The sequence below is a fragment of the Cognatiluteimonas lumbrici genome (assembly GCF_006476065.1).
Lineage (GTDB): Bacteria > Pseudomonadota > Gammaproteobacteria > Xanthomonadales > Xanthomonadaceae > Cognatiluteimonas > Cognatiluteimonas lumbrici.
Map to the genome: position 1 here is coordinate 802,729 of NZ_ML636798.1, position 16,531 is coordinate 819,259.

The 16,531-nt window shown below is 72.4% G+C and carries 17 protein-coding genes, 1 tRNA gene and 1 pseudogene; 5 read left to right on the forward strand and 14 right to left on the reverse strand.

Going from position 1 to position 16,531, the window contains the following annotated elements; translation table 11 throughout:
• The first annotated feature begins 8 nt into the window (after positions 1-8).
• A complete protein-coding gene (rnfB, locus tag E4F25_RS03920) occupies positions 9-428 on the forward strand; it encodes an Rnf electron transport complex subunit RnfB (protein WP_140908919.1) in 420 nt (139 codons plus the stop codon).
• On the opposite strand, the gene E4F25_RS03925 is transcribed toward rnfB, so the two are convergent.
• The 7 genes and pseudogenes from E4F25_RS03925 to E4F25_RS03955 all read right to left on the reverse strand — a co-directional run.
• Positions 425-1,888 (reverse strand): tetratricopeptide repeat-containing sulfotransferase family protein, encoded by a 1,464-nt coding sequence (locus tag E4F25_RS03925; RefSeq protein ID WP_140908920.1) that lies wholly within the window; start codon positions 1,886-1,888, stop codon positions 425-427. The genes rnfB and E4F25_RS03925 overlap by 4 nt on opposite strands.
• A complete protein-coding gene (locus tag E4F25_RS03930) occupies positions 1,885-2,838 on the reverse strand; it encodes a TraB/GumN family protein (RefSeq protein ID WP_407062803.1) in 954 nt (317 codons plus the stop codon). The genes E4F25_RS03925 and E4F25_RS03930 overlap by 4 nt, the downstream gene beginning before the upstream one ends.
• A gap of 2 nt (positions 2,839-2,840) precedes the next feature.
• Entirely contained in the window at positions 2,841-3,776 is a 936-nt protein-coding gene (locus tag E4F25_RS03935; protein ID WP_342776925.1) for a DUF1684 domain-containing protein, read from the reverse strand.
• 2 nt (positions 3,777-3,778) lie between these two features.
• On the reverse strand, positions 3,779-5,584 hold the full coding sequence (mutL, locus tag E4F25_RS03940) for a DNA mismatch repair endonuclease MutL (protein WP_140908922.1): 1,806 nt from the start codon (positions 5,582-5,584) through the stop codon (positions 3,779-3,781).
• Positions 5,585-5,633: 49 nt separating this feature from the next.
• A complete protein-coding gene (locus E4F25_RS03945) occupies positions 5,634-7,094 on the reverse strand; it encodes an N-acetylmuramoyl-L-alanine amidase (RefSeq protein ID WP_140908923.1) in 1,461 nt (486 codons plus the stop codon).
• A gap of 52 nt (positions 7,095-7,146) precedes the next feature.
• Complete coding sequence (gene tsaE, locus E4F25_RS03950; protein WP_140908924.1) at positions 7,147-7,662, reverse strand: tRNA (adenosine(37)-N6)-threonylcarbamoyltransferase complex ATPase subunit type 1 TsaE; 516 nt, start codon at positions 7,660-7,662, stop codon at positions 7,147-7,149.
• Positions 7,662-8,459, reverse strand: a pseudogene (locus E4F25_RS03955) (NAD(P)H-hydrate dehydratase); the annotation flags it as partial. The pseudogene E4F25_RS03955 and the gene tsaE, both read right to left, overlap by 1 nt.
• Positions 8,460-8,520: 61 nt before the next feature.
• Between E4F25_RS03955 and queG the strand changes: the two are divergent.
• A complete protein-coding gene (gene queG, locus E4F25_RS03960) occupies positions 8,521-9,588 on the forward strand; it encodes a tRNA epoxyqueuosine(34) reductase QueG (RefSeq protein WP_140908926.1) in 1,068 nt (355 codons plus the stop codon).
• 416 nt (positions 9,589-10,004) lie between these two features.
• Here the strand turns inward: queG and panD are convergent, their stop codons facing one another.
• From panD to pcnB, 5 genes are read right to left on the reverse strand one after another with little or no spacing between them, the layout of a single operon-like run.
• Positions 10,005-10,385, reverse strand: a complete 381-nt coding sequence (gene panD, locus E4F25_RS03965; protein WP_140908927.1) for an aspartate 1-decarboxylase — start codon at positions 10,383-10,385, stop codon at positions 10,005-10,007.
• A gap of 15 nt (positions 10,386-10,400) precedes the next feature.
• Positions 10,401-11,252 carry a pantoate--beta-alanine ligase gene (gene panC, locus E4F25_RS03970; RefSeq protein WP_140908928.1) on the reverse strand — a complete coding sequence of 284 codons (852 nt, stop codon included), beginning with the start codon at positions 11,250-11,252 and terminating at the stop codon, positions 10,401-10,403.
• Positions 11,249-12,058: a 3-methyl-2-oxobutanoate hydroxymethyltransferase gene (panB, locus tag E4F25_RS03975; RefSeq protein ID WP_281283941.1), complete on the reverse strand. Its 810-nt coding sequence runs from the start codon at positions 12,056-12,058 to the stop codon at positions 11,249-11,251. Before panB ends, panC begins: the two co-directional genes overlap by 4 nt.
• A 14-nt stretch (positions 12,059-12,072) precedes the next feature.
• A complete protein-coding gene (gene folK / locus E4F25_RS03980; protein WP_140908929.1) occupies positions 12,073-12,576 on the reverse strand; it encodes a 2-amino-4-hydroxy-6-hydroxymethyldihydropteridine diphosphokinase in 504 nt (167 codons plus the stop codon).
• Positions 12,576-13,907: a polynucleotide adenylyltransferase PcnB gene (gene pcnB / locus E4F25_RS03985; protein ID WP_140908930.1), complete on the reverse strand. Its 1,332-nt coding sequence runs from the start codon at positions 13,905-13,907 to the stop codon at positions 12,576-12,578. The genes folK and pcnB overlap by 1 nt, the downstream gene beginning before the upstream one ends.
• Before the next feature lie 73 nt (positions 13,908-13,980).
• On the opposite strand from pcnB, the gene E4F25_RS03990 reads away from it, so the two are divergent.
• Together E4F25_RS03990 and fdxA are read left to right on the forward strand one after the other, a co-directional pair.
• Positions 13,981-14,056 (forward strand) — tRNA-Glu (locus E4F25_RS03990).
• A gap of 51 nt (positions 14,057-14,107) precedes the next feature.
• The gene (gene fdxA, locus E4F25_RS03995; RefSeq protein ID WP_140908931.1) at positions 14,108-14,431 is read left to right on the forward strand and encodes a ferredoxin FdxA; all 324 of its coding nucleotides are present in this window, start codon (positions 14,108-14,110) and stop codon (positions 14,429-14,431) included.
• Between the two features lie 6 nt (positions 14,432-14,437).
• Here the strand turns inward: fdxA and E4F25_RS04000 are convergent, their stop codons facing one another.
• Both E4F25_RS04000 and dapA read right to left on the reverse strand, forming a co-directional pair.
• On the reverse strand, positions 14,438-14,950 hold the full coding sequence (locus tag E4F25_RS04000; RefSeq protein ID WP_140908932.1) for a hypothetical protein: 513 nt from the start codon (positions 14,948-14,950) through the stop codon (positions 14,438-14,440).
• A gap of 15 nt (positions 14,951-14,965) precedes the next feature.
• A complete protein-coding gene (gene dapA, locus E4F25_RS04005) occupies positions 14,966-15,883 on the reverse strand; it encodes a 4-hydroxy-tetrahydrodipicolinate synthase (RefSeq protein ID WP_140908933.1) in 918 nt (305 codons plus the stop codon).
• Between the two features lie 6 nt (positions 15,884-15,889).
• Here dapA and E4F25_RS04010 point away from each other — a divergent pair, with 6 nt between their 5' ends.
• Positions 15,890-16,531: a glycine cleavage system transcriptional repressor gene (locus E4F25_RS04010; protein ID WP_140908934.1), complete on the forward strand. Its 642-nt coding sequence runs from the start codon at positions 15,890-15,892 to the stop codon at positions 16,529-16,531.

Consider the following 16,531-nt stretch of genomic DNA (forward strand, 5'->3'; position numbering starts at 1 on the left):
GCGCCGCCGTGGCCGACGCTGCGGCCGCCACCCTGGCCGAGCGGCTCGACCGCATCCTGCCGCAGACCCAGTGTGGCCAGTGCGGCTTCGACGGCTGCAGGCCCTACGCCGAAGCAATGGCCCGCGGCGAGGCCGGACCCGAACGCTGTCCGCCCGGCGGCGACGCCGGCGCCCGCGCGCTCGCGCGCCTGCTGCGCGTCCCTGCGGTCCCCTACGACCGCGCGCGCGGCAAACACAAGCCGCCGCAGGTCGCCCTGGTCGTGGAGGAGGACTGCATCGGCTGCACCAAGTGCATCCAGGCCTGCCCGGTGGACGCCATCGTCGGCGGCGCGAAACACATGCACACCGTGCTTCCCGTGCTGTGTACCGGTTGCGAGCTGTGCGTGCCCGCCTGCCCGGTGGACTGCATCGTGCTGGAGCCGGCCTAGGCGGCCTGGCCTGCGTCGAGCAGGGCCTGCAGTTCCGTGAGCTGCGGCGCGTAGCGGCGCCAGCGCCCGACCGCGTCGCGGTGCAGCGGCTCGCGCACCTGCACCGCGCTGGCGGTGGCGACCGCGGCGCGGTTGCGTTCGAAGGCCAGGCACGCGTCGTCCCAGGGCAGGCCGCAATGTTCCAGCAGGCGCCGCGTCTGCCCCGCCTGGTCGGCCACGAGGTCTTCGTACTGGAGCTCGAGGAAGCGGCCCGGGAACGCCTCGCGCCAGTGCGCGACCAGGCGTTCGAACTCCAGCACGTAGCGGCCGGTGTCGAGCAGATCGAACGAGTAGTCGAAGAACGGCATGTCGGGCGACAGCAACTGGCGGAAGTTCGCCACGCAGGCATCCATGGGATCGCGGCGCAGGCAGACGATGCGCGCGTTGGGCAGCGCCCTGGCGATGAACCCGAGGTACAGGAAATTGTGCGGCAGCTTGTCGACGAAGCGCCCGGCGCCGCCGGCGAGCGGCCGCACGGCCTGCAGGTAGGCGGCCCCCACCCGTCCCCAGTCCAGCGCCTCCGCGGCGGCGACGGTGGCCGCGTCCAGCGGGTGCGGGCTGCGCACGCCGGAGGCCTGCTTGAGCACCCGCGCGAAGTCGTAGCGCTCGCCGACCGAACGCACCTGCGGATGGCTGGACAGGATGCGGTCCACCAGGGTGGTGCCGGTCCGCGGCAGGCCGAGCACGAACACCGGGTCGGCCGCCGGGTCCCCGGACTTGTCGTCGTCCCGCGGCGCCACCCGCCGCAGCGCCTCGAACATCGCGCGGTCGCCGGCTGCATCGTACGGCCTGCGTGCGCGGTGCGCGGCCTTGCCGGCCGTGTAGTGCGCGAAGGCCTCCGGATACTCGCCCAGGTCCTCCAGCTCCTTGGCCAGCGCCAATTCCAGGTACATCCGCGCCTGCGCCTCGCTGCCATGGCGCGCGAGCAGGCCGCGCAGCCTGGTCACGTGGTTGTCGTCGGCGGTCCAGCGCCGCGCCTGCGCCAGGGCCAGGTGCGCCTGCCACTGCGTCGGATCGCGCTCGAGGCAGGCCTCGTATGCAGCCACCGCGGCGTCGAGTTCGCCGGTGAAGGTGAGCAGCGTGGCCAGATGGAGATGCAGCCCGGCGTCTCCCGGGGCCAGCGCCAGCGCGCGGCGCAGTGCCGCGACAGCGCCGACGGAATCGCCTGCAAGTTGCAGCGCGTTTGCGAGCTGGACGGGATGGTCCACGCGCGAAGGATCGCCCGCCTCGGCTTCGCGCAGGTGGGTCACCGCATCGGCGGCCATGCCCAGCCGCAGCGCGGCAACGCCGGCGAGGGCATGCGCGGCGGCGTTGTCCGGAAGCTGCCGCAACACCGACCGCGACTCCGCCAGTGTCCGGGCCATGTCGCCGCGCCCGTAGGCGGCGACCGCCTCGCGGTAATGCGCGGCCGGATCGCTCACTGGCCGCCGGTCGCGCCGCAGGCGCTGCAGATGCGCTCGACGCGGTGCCCGCGCGCGCGCAGCTTCTCGACCAGGCCGTCCTCCCCGAGCAGGTGCAGGGCACCGACCACCACCAGGGTGTCGTCGGTGCCCGGTGCCGCGAGCCGCGCCTCCAGTTCCGGCAGCCAGGCGTCGTTGCGCTGCACGTTGATGTGCCGGTACAGCTCGGGGTAGCGCGCGCGCATCTCGGCGCCGGCGAGCTGCCACACCTGCTCCGGGTCGCCGCCGCGCCAGGCGGCGTGCAGCCGGGCCAGTTCCTCGTTGCCGGCCAGCGCGGACTCGAGCACGTCGGCCAGATACTGCAACTGCTCGGTGCGCGCCATGCCGTCGAGGAAATCGATCTGCTGGCGCGCGGTTTCCAGCCCGGCGGTGGGCTTGCCGGCGGCTTCTGCCGCGCTGGCGAAATGCTGGTCGAGGCCGAGGTCGGCGGCATAGCCGGCCTGCACCATGTCCACCATGCTCACGGTCAACGCCACGAACCACGGCTCGAACATCTGCAGCATCTCCGGGGCCATGCCCTGCCCGCGCAGCACCGCGTCGTTGCGTTCGGTCCAGGCCCGGAGCTGTTCCCGCAGCGCGGGGGTCAGCTCGCTGTCCAGCGTCGTTCCGTCCCCGCGCAGCGCGGCCTGGCCCATCTGCAGCGCCAGCGTCGGCGAGGCCATCTCCTGCGGCGACATCTCGAACAGCAAGGCCTCGGCCTCGGCGAACGCTTCGTCCACGTCGCGCGACAGCGGGTAGTCCCCGGGCAGCAGCATGTGGAACGAGCCGAGCAGGTACAGGCTGTTGTCGGCGTCGGACACCTTCCACAGCAGCGGCACCGGCGGCGCTTCGGCCCTGGCCGGAAGAGAGGCCGCGAACAGCAGCGACGCGGCGACGAGCGGGGACAGCAACTTGGTCAGGCGCATGGGCATCCTCAGGCTTGCGACGGCTTGGCGTAGGCCTTCTCGCCGGCGGTGATTTCAAGGTCGAGCCGGTTCTCCGGCGGCGGCAGCGGGCAGGTCGCGAACGCGGTGAACGCGCACGGCGGGTTGTAGGCGCGGTTGAAGTCCACCGGCACCAGGCCGTCCGCACCGGGCTTGGGCACGTACAGGAAGCGCCCGGCCGGGTAGCTGCCATGGCCGCTGGTGCGGTCGGCGAAGACCAGGAACAACTCCTCGCCGCCCTCGTCCAGCGCCTCGATGCGGTAGGCCTTGCCGTCGCGGGTGAACTCGAGCGCGCCGGGGTTGGGCACCGGGTCGGTGCCGCCGATGATGTTGGCGATCTCGATCGTGGTTCCCGGCGGGTTCGGCACGAAGCGCGCCTCGACCACCCACGACGGATCGGCTGGCCAGTAGTCCAGCCCGGCGAACTCCAGCCGCGAAGGCGCCCGTGCGTGCTTGACCCGCAACGCGAGCTGGCCGCGGCGCGCGATCACCATGGCCTGGCCGTCGCCGCCGTCGAAGCCGATGACGCTGGGGCCGCCCGGTGCGCCATCGTCGCGCAGCACCACCGCGCCCTCCGCCGGCGCGCCGTCCACGGTGACGTCGGCGCCCGCGGCCGGCTGCAGGGTGACGCGGTCGCCCTCCAGCTTCAGCAGGCCGAGCTCGGGCGGCCCCATCGCCAGCCGGATGCCGCTGTTCGCGCTGCTGCCGACGTAATGCGATCCGGGTTCGATCCAGTGCAGCCCGACCAGGCTGGTCCAGCCGTCGGGTTCGAGCAGGCGCGCCTCGCGCTCGGCGCGCCACTGCGCCTCGGCCTGCTCGAACGCGGCGCGCGCCGCGGCCGCCTCCGCGTCGGTGGCGTCGCCGCCGCGCTGGCAGGCCACCAGCGCCAGTGCCAGCACCGCGGCCATGGCAGGGGATCGTTTCATCGTCATCGTCCTCTCAGGAACCAGCGGTCGATCTCGACGAGCGAGAAGCGTGCCCAGGTCGGGCGGCCATGGTTGCACTGGCCGGAACGCTCGGTCGCCTCCATCTCGCGCAGCAGTGCATTCATCTCGGGCAGGGTCAGCCGCCGGTTGGCGCGCACCGCGCCGTGGCAAGCCATGGTCGCCAGCAGTTCATCGCGCTGTTCGGCGACGCGGCGGCTGGCGCCGTGCTCGCGCAGGTCGGCCAGCACGTCGCGCAGCAGCGCCGCGGTGTCGCCGTGCGCGAGCAGCGCCGGCACCGCGCGCAGCATCAGCGCCTGCGGCCCCGCGCGCGAGACCTCGAAGCCGAGCTCGGACAGCGTCGCCGCCTCGCGCTCGGCGACCTCGGCCTCGCGTTCGGAAACGGCCACCTGCTGTGGCACCAGCAGCGGCTGGCTGCGCACGCCGGCGCTGTCGTGCGCGGCCTTGAGCTTCTCGTAGCCGATGCGCTCGTGCGCGGCGTGCATGTCCACTACCACCAGTCCCTCGGCGCTCTCGGCCAGGATGTAGATGCCGTGCAGCTGCGCGATGGCATTGCCCAGCGGAGGCAGGGTCGCGTCGCCGTCGTCCGGCAGCGGTGCGTGCGCGGGGCCCGGCCCGCGCTCGGCCAGGGCCGCGGGCGCCGAGTACAGCGCGGCATAGGCGGCGCGCGCTTCGTCGAGCTGGAGCCCGAGCCGCGCCTGCGGCGGAACGAACGCAGGTGCCGAGTGCGCGGCCGTGGTAGTGGACGTGGCCGGCAAGGCTCCTGCATCCGCCCCGGCGCGGGTCGCGGACAGCGCCTCCTCCAGCGTGCGCCGGGTGAATTCGTGCACCAGCCGCGACTCGCGGAAGCGGACTTCGTGCTTGGCCGGGTGCACGTTGACGTCCACGCCGCGCGGGTCGAGCTCGAGGAACAACACGTAGGCGGGGTGGCGGCCATGGAACAGCACGTCGCTGTAGGCCTGCTTCACCGCGTGCGCGACGTTGCGGTCGCGCACGCCGCGGCCGTTGACGTACAGGTATTGCTGGTCGGTGCTGGCGCGGTTGTACGCCGGCCGCGCGATCCAGCCGTGCAGGCGCAGCCCGGCGCCGGTGTGGTCGATGCGCAGGGCGTTGCGCGCGAATTCCTCGCCGAGGGTTTCCAGCAGGCGTTCCGGCGTCGCCTGCGAAGCGTCGTCGCCGACCAGGTCGGTGGCGCGATAGCGGCGCGAGGCGCGGCCGTTATGCGACACGCGCAGCTCGACGTCGGGCCGCGCCAGCGCCAGCGCGCGCAGCCATTCCTCGATGTGCGACAGCTCGGTGCGTTCGGTGCGCAGGAACTTGCGTCGCGCCGGCACGTTGTAGAACAGGTCGCGCACCGTGACCGTGGTGCCGCGGGGATGCGCCGCCGGCGCGACTTCGCCCACGCGCCCGCCTTCGACCTGGAGCGCGGCGCCGTGCGCGTCGCCGTCGCGGCGCGACTCCATGCGGAATCGGCTGACCGACGCGATCGACGGCAGCGCCTCGCCGCGGAAGCCGAGCGTGGCCACCGCTTCGAGGTCGTCGAGCGAGGCGATCTTGCTGGTGGCGTGGCGCGAGACCGCCAGCGGCAGGTCCCCGGGCGCGATGCCGGCGCCGTCGTCGCGGATGCGCACCAGGCGCACCCCGCCCTCCTCCAGTTCGACGTCGATCCGCCGCGCGCCGGCGTCGAGCGCGTTCTCGACCAGTTCCTTGACCACCGAGGCAGGCCGCTCGACGACTTCGCCGGCAGCGATCTGGTTGACGAGGGTGTCGGGAAGCTGTCGGATCGTCACGCGGCCATGATACGGAATCGCGCGCAAGGCGCGCTCCCACAGGCCTGGCTCAGGGGCTGCCTCCGGAGGTCGCGCGCGAGGCCTCGGCGCGGGCGGCGTACAACGTGCCCGGCGGCGGCTGGCGCGAGAAGTAGCTGGTCACGCCGTTGACGATCGCGTCGGCCAGCTTGGCCTGGTAGGCCGGGTCGCGCAGCTTGCGTTCCTCGTCCGGGTTCGAGATGAACGCGGTCTCGACCAGCATGGACGGCACGTCGGGCGAACGCAGAACCACGAAGTTGGCGCGCTCGACGTGGCTCTTGTGGGTCTTGCCGATCGCCTTGAGGCCATCGAGCACGGCCGCGGCCATTTCCTCGGAGGCCTTCATGGTCGCGCTCTGCGAGAGGTCGAGCAGGACCGAGGCGAGCACGTCCTCCTTGTCCTGCAGCTTGACCCCGCCGACCAGGTCGGCGGCGTTCTCCTGTCGCGCCAGCCACCTGGCCGCCTGCGACGACGCGCCGCGCTGCGACAGTACGAACACCGAGGAGCCGCTGGCGCTCGGTTTGGTGAAGGCGTCGGCGTGGATGGACACGAACAAATCGGCCTTGTTCTCGCGCGCCATCTGGTAACGGCGGGCGAGCGGGATGAACACGTCGGTATCGCGGGTCAGGTAGGCCTTCAATCCCGGGGTGGCATTGACCTTTGCCGCGAGCCGACGCGCGATCTGCAGCGTGATGTCCTTCTCGCGGGTGCCGCTGGGGCCGCGCGCACCGGGATCCTGGCCGCCGTGGCCGGCGTCGATGGCGATGATCAGCGGACGCATGCCGGCGCGGCGGGCGATGTCGTCCACCGTCTTGACCGGGGCCTGCGCGGGGGCGGCCGGCGTCGCCGGCTGCGGGGCAGGCTGGGTGGCGGGCGGCTGCGCGGGCGTGGACGCCGCGGCACCGCTGCGCGCGCCCTGGGTCAGGATCGCGAGCGGATCGGCCTGCGGGCGCGTCGGCTGCGGCGCCGGCTGCACCGGCTGGGGCGGCGGCAGCGAAGCGATCAGGCGGTCGGTCGCGGAGGTGGACGCGGCGACGGAAACGGATGCCGGGGCCGGAGCCGCGCCGGTCGCGAGCGGACGCGCCGGGCCGTCACCGGGCCACTCCAGCACCAGCATCGGCCCGGTCGGGCCCGGCTCGAGCCGCGGGCGCAGGGTCGCGACCCGGTCGGAGAGGTCGAACACGATCCGGGTGGTGCCCGGCACCGGATGCCCGCTGCGCACGCGCTGGACCACGCCGGCGCCCGCGGGCAGCTCGACGCCCTTGGCCAGTTCGGTACCCGGCAGGTCCACCACCAGCCGCTCCGGGCCGGACAGGGTCAGCAGCTTGTAGCCGGCATCGGCGTCCAGCTGCAGCTCGGCGCGGGTGCCGGTGGCGCCGGTATCGAGCCGGACCCCCTTCAATTCCGCGGCGTGCGCAAGGTTCCAGGCCACCGCGGCCAGCAGGGCCACGACGAGCAGGACTTGCTGGAGACTGGTCCCCTTGATGCGCATGGGCCGGATTCAAGCATCATGCTTGTCCCATTGCAAGCAATTTTTCCCTTTGTTATCCGGCACCTGGCGCAACTTCCTCTGGCCCCGATTCAGGAAAGGCCTGCAACTGGCCATTCAGCTCCCCCGAGGCCAGCCAGCGACGGCCCGCCTCGCTGGCCGCCTCGAGCCGGGCCATCCGTCCCTCGCCCGCCAGGGCCAGGTGCACGGCCAGGTCCGCCGCCGGCAGCGCGCCGGTGCCCCGCTCCGGCCATTCGACCAGCCACAGTTCGACCCCGGCGGTATCGTCCAGACCGAGGAATTCCAGCTCTCCGGGGGCTCCGATCCGGTACAGGTCGAGGTGCAACGCCCGGCCGCCGGACGCCAGCGCATGCGGCTCCACCAGAGTGTAGGTGGGGCTGCGGATGGCGCCCTCGACGCCGAGCGCGCGCAGCCAGGCGCGGGCCAGGGTGGATTTCCCGGCGCCCAGGTCCCCGTGCAGGTGGACCACCGCTCCGGGCGGCTGGGTGGCCGCGAGCGCCGCGGCCAGACGCGCGGTGGCATCGGGATCCGCGAGGTAAAGGGCGCGCATCACTGCGGGTTCGCCAGCCGGCGCAGTTCCGGCAACAGGTCGCCCGGGAGCAGGCCGCGCATGCCGCCGGCCGCGGCCGCGTCGCCCGCGGCTGCGTGCAACAGCGCGCCGCAGGCGGCGGCGTCGAACGCTTCCAGCCCCTGCGCGCGCAGCGCGGCGATGACGCCGGTGAGCAGGTCGCCCATGCCGCCGGTGGCCATGCCGGGATTGCCAGCGCCGACCTGCACGCTGCGCCCGTCCGGCGCCGCGACCAGCGTGCCCGCGCCCTTGAGCACGACCACGCAGCCGAAGCGTTCGACCAGCGCCCGCACGGCGGTCATGCGGTCGTCATGCACCTCGTGCGCACCGGTCCGCAGCAGGCGCGCGGCTTCGCCCGGATGCGGCGTCAGCACCGCATCCGCCGGCGACACACCGGGCGCGCCCGCGAGCAGGTTCAGCGCATCGGCATCCAGCACCAGCGGCTTGCCGCTGCGCAGCGCCCCGTCCAGCAGCGCGCGCCCCCACTCGCCGCGCCCGAGGCCGGGCCCGACCGCGAGCACGTCGGCGCGCTGCAGCAGCGGTGCGTAGTCCTCGCCGGAGTCCACCGCGTGCACCATCGCCTCGGGCTGGCGCGCCAGCAGCGGGGCGACGTGCGCGGCGCGGGTGGCGACGCTCACCAGGCCGGCGCCCGTGCGCAAGGCCGCCTGCGCGCACAGCATGATCGCGCCGCCGCTTCCGGCGTCGCCGCCGACGCACAGCACGTGGCCGTGGTCGCCCTTGTGGCTGTCGTTCGCGCGCGGGCGCAGCCAGCGCGCGAGGTCGCCCGGCTCGAGGATGTCGTTGGGCTGCGGGTGCATCGCGCGATTCTATACTTGCCGGATGCAAGCTCCCGCCTTCGACCAGGCTGCGCTCGAGGCGCTCGCGCAACGGCTGAAGGCGCTGGCCCGCGAGGCCGGTTTCCAGCGCGCGGGCATCAGCGACGTCGTGCTCGGCGAGGACGAGGCGCACCTGCGCGACTGGCTCGCGCAGGGGCTGCACGGCTCCATGCACTGGATGGCGCAGCACGGCGACAAGCGTTCGCGCCCCGCGGAACTGCTACCGGGGACGGTGCGCGTGCTCTCCGTCGGCATGGACTACGGCCGCGAGCCCGAGGAGGCCTGGGAGAACCTGCGCGCGCACGAGCGTGCCTACGTCGCGCGCTACGCGCTGGGCCGCGACTACCACAAGCTGATGCGGCAGCGGCTGCAGCGCCTGGCCGACCGCGTCGCCAACGAGATCGGACCGTTCGGCTTCCGCGTGTTCGTGGACTCGGCGCCGGTGCTCGAACGCGCGCTCGCGCGCAACGCGGGGCTGGGCTGGATCGGCAAGCACACCTGCCTGATCGACAGGGACGGCGGCAGCTGGTTCTTCCTCGGCGAGATCTACCTCGACCTGCCGCTGCCGGTGGACGTGCCGGCGAGCAACCATTGCGGCACGTGCAGCCGCTGCATCGAGGTCTGCCCGACCCGGGCGATCACGGCGCCGTACCGGCTGGACGCGCGGCGTTGCATCTCCTACCTGACGATCGAGCACGAGGGATCGATCGACCCGGAGCTGCGTCCGCTGATCGGCAACCGGATCTTCGGCTGCGACGACTGCCAGCTGGTGTGCCCGTGGAACAAGTTCGCGCGGCGCAGCGACGAGCCGGATTTCCGGGTGCGCAACGACCTGGACAGGGCGACGCTGGCGGAGCTGTTCGCGTGGACGGAGGAGGAGTTCCTGCGACGCACGGAGGGCTCGGCGATCCGCCGCTCCGGCTATTCGCGCTGGCTGCGCAACATCGCGGTGGCGCTTGGCAATGCGCCGACAACGCCGGAGACACTCGCCGCCCTCGAGTCACGCCGCGAGATCGACGATCCCGTGGTGCGGGAACACGTCGAATGGGCCCTTGCGCGGCACGGTGGTTGAGTCGCCGCGAAGATCAAAAGCGGCCTGCGGGGGTAAGGGCGATTGAGTCGGGGGCGGAGTACCACGCATTCCGCAGGCTCCATGCGCGGTACTCCACCCCCTTGACCCATGGTCGGCCCTTGGTTTGCAGCAGGCTTCGGGGGGAACAAGCTCACGGCCTCGCGACGACGCGGGCGCGGTCGGACTGCGCACGAATGCAACATGGTGCCTGCACCATGCCGCACGCGCGCGAGAAACAACCAATGCGATGAAATCGCGAGGTCGTGAGCTTGTTCCCCACTCGGTCACGACCCAAAACCGCCGGCGTCAGGGTCCCGGGTCGGGTGGTCTGCCCGCCGAACGGCGGGTGCGCCACCCGCCCCCCCTCAATCGCACTGACCCGGCTTCGCTAAACCCGCTGACCAGGCCCGTGCAAGTCACGCAGCCTGCGCAGGGATCGACGTGTTGGTATGGGTCAGCGCGTTGTCGCGATCGACGTAGACAAGGGTAGGTTCGAAGTTCGCAGCCTCCGCCTCGTCCAGCCCCGCATACGCACAGATGATCACCAGGTCCCCCGGCTGCGCCCGGTGCGCCGCCGCACCGTTGACCGAGATGATCCCGCTGCCCTCCTCCGCCCGGATCGCATAGGTCACGAAACGCTGCCCGTTGTTCACGTTGAAGATGTGCACCTGCTCGTACTCCCGGATCCCGGAGATGTCGAGCAGGCGACCATCGATCGCGCACGAACCCTCGTAGTGCAACTCCGCGTGGGTCACCGTCGCGCGGTGGATCTTGGCCTTGAGCAGGGTCAGTTGCATGGGGGTGCTCCTTCGTTACTGCAGTTCGAATTCGAGGTTGTCGATCAGCCGCGTGCGGCCGAGGCGCGCGGCGGCGAGCGCGACCATCGCGCCGCGCTCGCCGGGGCCCGGCTCGGACAGGTCCGGGCGGCGGGCCACGATGTAGTCCACGTCGAAGCCTGCCGCAGCCAGCGTGTCCGCGGCGTTCGCTTCGGCCGTGGCCCGCTCCGTGCCGGCACGGAGCGCATCGCGCAGGGCTTCCAGCGCCTGGTGCAGCCGCGGCGCGCGCGTGCGTTCCTCGGCCGAGAGGTACTGGTTGCGCGAACTGAGGGCGAGGCCGTCCGGCTCGCGCGCGGTGCCTGCGGCGACGATCGCGACCGGGAACGCCAGGTCCGCCACCATGTGCCGGATCACCGCCAGCTGCTGGTAGTCCTTGCGCCCGAACACGGCGACGTCGGGCCCGACCTGGTTGAACAGGCGCGCGACCACCGTGGCGACGCCGTCGAAGTGCCCCGGGCGATGCGCACCTTCGAGCACCGAGGTGATACCCGGCACGCGCACCTGCACGGCCGCCTCGATCCCGAGCGGGTACATGGCCTCGACCGACGGCAGCCACAGCAGGTCGCAGCCCGAGGCCTCCAGCGCGGCGGCGTCGTCCTGCGGCGTGCGCGGATAGCGCGCGAAGTCCTCGCCCGGACCGAACTGGGTCGGGTTGACGAACACGCTCGCGACCACGCGGTCGCAGTGTTCGCGTGCCAGGTGAACCAGCGAGCGGTGGCCTTCGTGCAGGTTGCCCATGGTCGGCACGAAGCCGACGCGCAGCCCGTCGCGCTTCCAGCCGCCGACGCGCGCGCGCAGGTCCTCAAGCCGTGACACCGTCTCGATCATCGGTACGAGTGCGCGTCGTCCGGGAAGCTGCCGCTGCGGACCGCCTCGGCATAGGCACGGAAGGCGCCTTCGACCGACCCGCCCTCGGCGAGGAAGTCCTTGACGAACCTGGGCCGGCGGTGGCCGCTGTCGAGGCCGAGCATGTCGTGCAGCACCAGCACCTGGCCGTCGCAGTGCGGGCCGGCGCCGATGCCGATGGTGGGGATCCCGAGCGCTCCGGTGATGTCGGCGGCGAGCGGGGACGGCACGCCCTCCAGCACCAGCAGGCTGGCGCCCGCCTCCTGCACCTCCCGCGCCTCGCGCCGCAGGCGCTCGGCCGCGGCCTCGTCGCGCCCCTGCACCTTGAAGCCGCCGAAGCGCAGCACCGATTGCGGGGTCAGCCCGAGGTGCGCGCACACCGGCACTTCGCGCTCCACCAGGTGGCGGATCACCTCGAGCTTGTGCCCGGCGCCCTCGAGCTTGGCCATCACCGCGCCGGCCTGCAGGAACCGGGTGGCGGCGTCGAGCGCACGCTGCGGCGAGGCGTCGGCCTGGAACGGCAGGTCGGCCACCAGCAGCGCGGTGGACAGGCCGCGCGCGACGCAGGCGGTGTGGTACGCGATGTCGTCGACCGTCACCGGCAGGGTACTGGTGCGCCCCTGCACCACCATGCCCAGGGAATCGCCGACCAGCACCAGGTCGATGCCGGCCGCATCCATCGCCCGCGCGAAGCCGGCGTCGTAGGCGGTGAGCATGGCCAGCTTGCGCCCGGCCTGCTTGGCCTCGGCGAGCATCGGCACGGTCCACGGCTTGCGCTCGGCGGTCACGGTCTGGTCCTCGGTCAGGCGGCGGCGCCCAATGGTACGCAGTCGTGCGCATCCACCGCGTCCAGCAATGTCGAAACCGGGCCGTGCCCGGGGACCCGCAGGCCCGGCGCGACCTGCGCCAGCGGCACCAGCACGAAGGCGCGCTCGTGCAGGTGCGGATGCGGCACCCGCAACCCCGGCTCGTCGATCACGGCATCGCCGTACAGCAGCAGGTCGAGGTCCAGCGTGCGCGGGCCCCAGGGCGGCGACGCGGCGCGGTTGCGGCCGAAGCGCAGCTCGACCTCGAGCAGCGCGTCCAGCAACGCCCGTGCATCGAGTTCGGTCTGCAGCAGGGCGACCGCGTTGGTGAAATCGTCCTGCTCGGTGTTGCCCCAGGCCGGCGTGCGGTAGAGGCTCGACGCGCGCAGCAGGCGCGTGCGCGGCAGCGCGTCGAGCGCCTGCAGAGCTTCGCGCAGGGTGGCCGCGGCGTCGCCGATGTTGCCGCCGAGCCCGATCGCGGCGGTGACCGGGATGGCCATCAGCCGGTCCGGCCGTCGCTGCGCCGGCGCCGGCGTCGGCGGCGCGCGGGGGGCGCTCCCGCCTCGTCGTCTCCGTCCCCCCCAGCCTCGGTCGCGTCCTGGGCCAGGTCGCCCTGGGCCTCGCGCCAGAAAGCCACGTCCTCGGCGTGCTCCGGCGAGGCGACCTCGCGCAGGGCCAGGAAGTCGAACGCGGCGCGGAAACGCGGATGCGCGAGCAGGCGTCCTACCCGCTTGCGCTGGCCGAAGCGCGATTGCAGCAGCCAGATCTCCTGCATCGGGGTCGAGAACCGGCGCGGCAGCGCCACCACCTGCAGCTGGTGCAGGGTGACCCGATCGGCCGCGCGGCGCTGGGCCTCGGCCGCATGCATGCCTTGCGCCTGCAGCGCCATCAGCTGGCGGCAGTAGGCCGGCCACAGCAGCAGCGCGAACAGGAACGCGGGCGAGACCGGTTCGCCGGCGGCGACGCGGGCGTCGGTGCCGCGCAGGCCCTCGACCAGCATCCGCCGCAGTGCGCCGCTGCGGTTGGCCGCGAGCGCGGCGGCGGTTTCCGGGAACAGCGCGGCCAGCAGGCCGTGCTTCTCCAGGCCAAGGAAGCTGGCCTCGGCATGCCCGGAGAGGAACATCTTGAGGCACTCCTCGAACAGGCGCGCCGGCGCCGATTCGCGCAGCAGGGGCGCCAGCCTCGGCAGCGGTTCGGCCGTGGCCGGATCGATGCTGAAGTCGAGCTTGGCGGCGAGCCGCACGGCGCGCAGCATGCGCACCGGATCCTCGCGATAGCGCGCCTCGGGATCGCCGATCAGCTTCAACACCCGGTTGCGCACGTCCTCGAAGCCGCCGACGTAGTCGCGCACCGAGAAGTCCTCGATCGCGTAGTACAGCGCGTTGGCGGTGAAGTCGCGGCGGACCGCGTCCTCCTCGATGGTGCCGTAGACGTTGTCGCGCAGCAGGCGGCCGCCTTCGTGCAGCTCGCGGTCGCCGCTGCCGTCGTCGGTGTTGGCGCGGAAGGTCGCGACCTCGATGATCTCGCGGCCGAAGACCACGTGCGCGAGCCGGAACCGGCGCCCGATCAGGCGGCAGTTGCGGAACAGCGACTTGACCTCCTCGGGGGTCGCGTCGGTGGCGATGTCGAAGTCCTTGGGCTTGCCGCCGACCAGCAGGTCGCGCACGGCGCCGCCCACCAGGCAGGCGGCGAATCCCGCGTCGCGGAGTCTGTAGAGCACGCGCACGGCATTGGGGCTGATGTCCTTGCGCGAGATGTTGTGGCCCTCGCGCGGGATCACCTGGAGTGCCACGGGCGCGGAGGCTGGGGATGGCGGGTCTTGGATGGGCATCTGGGCGGCTTGGCCGCGGTCCGGGAAGCGTTGCCTTTCGGCAGGTCAGCCCCCTATACTAGCAAGCCAACCTGCTCCCTTCGTCTAGAGGCCTAGGACGTGGCCCTCTCAAGGCTAAAACACGAGTTCGAATCTCGTAGGGAGCGCCAAATCCAGGAGCCCACGCCACCCGCGTGGGCTCCGTCGTTTAGACTTGCGGCATGCCCTTCGTCGTCACCGAAAACTGCATCAAGTGCAAGCACACCGACTGCGTCGAGGTGTGCCCGGTGGACTGCTTCCACGAGGGCCCGAACTTCCTGGTGATCGACCCGGACGAGTGCATCGACTGCACCCTGTGCGAGCCCGAGTGCCCGGTCAACGCGATCTACCCCGAGGACGACGTCCCCGCCGGCCAGGAAGTCTTCGTCGGCCTCAACGCCGAGCTGGCGAAGGAATGGCCGGTGCTGGCCGTCCGCAAGGACCCGCCGCCGGACGCCGCCGAGTGGGACGGCAAGCCCGGCAAGCTGGCCCTGCTGGAGCGCTGAGGCGCCTCAGCCGCCGAGGGCGGCCTTGAGCGTCGCCACCAGCTTGAGCGCCGCCGCCCCGGTCGCCGGCACCCCGCGCGGGTCCACCGCCGAAACGTAGACCCCGCCCTGCCCGTCGCTCACGCGCACCAGGAAGTTGCTGCCCTCGTAGCTTACGTCGTAGGCGCCGAGCACCTGCGCGCGGCTGGCAATGGTGACGCCCTCGGTGCCTTCGAGCACGTCGCCCACGCGCGCGTACACCTCTTGGCGGTCGCCGGCGACGGTGAAGCCGCTCGCGGCCTGGGCCGCGCTGGGCTGGCCCAGCGACGAACGCATCACCGAGGACTGGCCGGATTCGCCGGGGATCGCCATCGCGCCGTCGGTGCTGGGCCGGTCGAGGTCCGGCGGGACTTCCAGCGGCCGCGCCTCGGCTGCCAGCGCGTAGGCGCTGTCCTTGCTGAACCAGCTGCAGCCGGCGACGGTGGCGGCCAGGGCGGTCGCGGCGATGGCGGGCAGGACGGTGTGGCGGGAAAGGCGCATGGGGTGGGTCTCCTGTCAGGCCGCGAATCGGTCGCGGCACTCCTGTTCGATCTGCTGGATGCGGGCGGCGGCCTCGGCGGCCGCCTCCGCGTGTCGGTCGGACAACGGGGTCAAGGGAAGGCGCAGGCCGCGGCCGATGCCGGCGCGCTCGAGCAGCGCCTTGAGCGGGATCGGGTTCGGCTCCAGCGCGAGGAAGTCGAAGCACGGCTCCAGCCGCGCGTGCAGCGCCATGGCCTCGGCCTCGTCCCCGGCGCGCGCCAGGTCGCACAGCCGGCGCAGCGCGTGCGGCAACACGTTGGAGGCGACCGACACCAGGCCGTCCGCGCCGGCGAGCATCGCGCGCGCGGCGGTGGGGTCGTCGCCGCTGAGCACGACGAAGCCGGGCCCGCGCAACGGCAGCAACTGCTGCATGCGGCCGGGGTCGTTGCGCGCCTCCTTGATGCCGCAGACGTTCGTGTGCCCGGCCAGCGCGGCGGTGGTCTCCGGCAGCAGGTCGCAACCGGTGCGGCCGGGCACGTTGTAGAGGAGCACCGGCACCTTGCTGTCGTCGGCGACCGCGCGGAAGTGCGCGAGCAGGCCGGGCTGGGTCGGACGCACGTAGGGCGGGGTTACCACCAGCACGGCATCGGCGCCGAGGCCCGCTGCGCGGCGGGTCCGGGCGATGGTCTTGTCGGTGCCGGACAGGCCGGTGCCGGCGACCACGGGAACCTTGCCGTTGGCCAGTTCCACGGCGCAGCGCAACAGGGTGTCGTACTCGACGTCGTAGAGGGTGGCGGCCTCGCCGGTCGAGCCGGCGACCACCAGCGCCTGGGTGCCGGCCTCCAGCTGCTGCTGCAGCAAGCGCCGCCAGGCGTCCAGATCGAGCTCTCCGGCGCCCGTGAAGGGGGTCGCCAGCGCAGTGATGCTGCCGGAAAGTCGCGGGGTGCTGGCCACCGCCCGATGTTACTTGCGGCGCTCGCGCACGGGCAAGTATGCTGGCTGCACGCGTTTTCCCCTGCAACGGACGCTTTCGCCTTGACCGATCCAGACCCTGCCAGCCGTCCGTCGCCCAACGAGAACCACCTGCTGATCAACGCCTACACGACGCATCCGCGGTCCCCGCTGCTGGCGGTGACCCGGCGCATCGCCGACAGCGGTTGCAACCTGGTGGACACCCGGCTGGCGACCGTGGGACGGGACGTCTCGGTCACCGCGCTCGCCACCGGTTCCTGGGACGCGGTCGCCAAGCTCGAGACCATGCTCGGCAAGCTCGAGCGCGAGGAGGACCTGAAGCTGGTCTGGTACCGGACCGGGCCGAAGCCGGTGCAGTCGAACCTGCTGCCCTACGTGGTCGAGGTGGTGGCCGCCGACAAGCCCGGCATCCTGTTCCAGCTCGCCGACTTCTTCGACCGCCAGGGCATCACCATCGAGTCGCTGCACTGCTCGCGCTACCGCGCCATGCAGACCGGCGCCGAGATGTTCACCGCCCAGGTCACCATCGGCATTCCGGCGGACATGCACATCGCCGCGTTGCGCGACGACTTCCTCGAGTTCTGCGACCACCTGAACCTCGACGCGATCATGGACCCGATGAAGTTCTGA

Excerpts from the sequence above, each read along its gene's own strand:
- E4F25_RS03930 (WP_407062803.1), bottom strand. The coding sequence starts at position 2,838 with ATGCCCATGCGCCTGACCAAGTTGCTGTCCCCGCTCGTCGCCGCGTCG.
- E4F25_RS03935 (WP_342776925.1), bottom strand. The coding sequence starts at position 3,776 with ATGAAACGATCCCCTGCCATGGCCGCGGTGCTGGCACTGGCGCTGGTG.
- E4F25_RS03945 (WP_140908923.1), bottom strand. The coding sequence starts at position 7,094 with ATGCGCATCAAGGGGACCAGTCTCCAGCAAGTCCTGCTCGTCGTGGCC.
- tsaE (WP_140908924.1), bottom strand. The coding sequence starts at position 7,662 with ATGCGCGCCCTTTACCTCGCGGATCCCGATGCCACCGCGCGTCTGGCC.
- queG (WP_140908926.1), top strand. The coding sequence starts at position 8,521 with ATGCAAGCTCCCGCCTTCGACCAGGCTGCGCTCGAGGCGCTCGCGCAA.
- panD (WP_140908927.1), bottom strand. The coding sequence starts at position 10,385 with ATGCAACTGACCCTGCTCAAGGCCAAGATCCACCGCGCGACGGTGACC.
- panC (WP_140908928.1), bottom strand. The coding sequence starts at position 11,252 with ATGATCGAGACGGTGTCACGGCTTGAGGACCTGCGCGCGCGCGTCGGC.
- folK (WP_140908929.1), bottom strand. The coding sequence starts at position 12,576 with ATGGCCATCCCGGTCACCGCCGCGATCGGGCTCGGCGGCAACATCGGC.
- pcnB (WP_140908930.1), bottom strand. The coding sequence starts at position 13,907 with ATGCCCATCCAAGACCCGCCATCCCCAGCCTCCGCGCCCGTGGCACTC.
- fdxA (WP_140908931.1), top strand. The coding sequence starts at position 14,108 with ATGCCCTTCGTCGTCACCGAAAACTGCATCAAGTGCAAGCACACCGAC.
- E4F25_RS04000 (WP_140908932.1), bottom strand. The coding sequence starts at position 14,950 with ATGCGCCTTTCCCGCCACACCGTCCTGCCCGCCATCGCCGCGACCGCC.
- E4F25_RS04010 (WP_140908934.1), top strand. The coding sequence starts at position 15,890 with ATGTTACTTGCGGCGCTCGCGCACGGGCAAGTATGCTGGCTGCACGCG.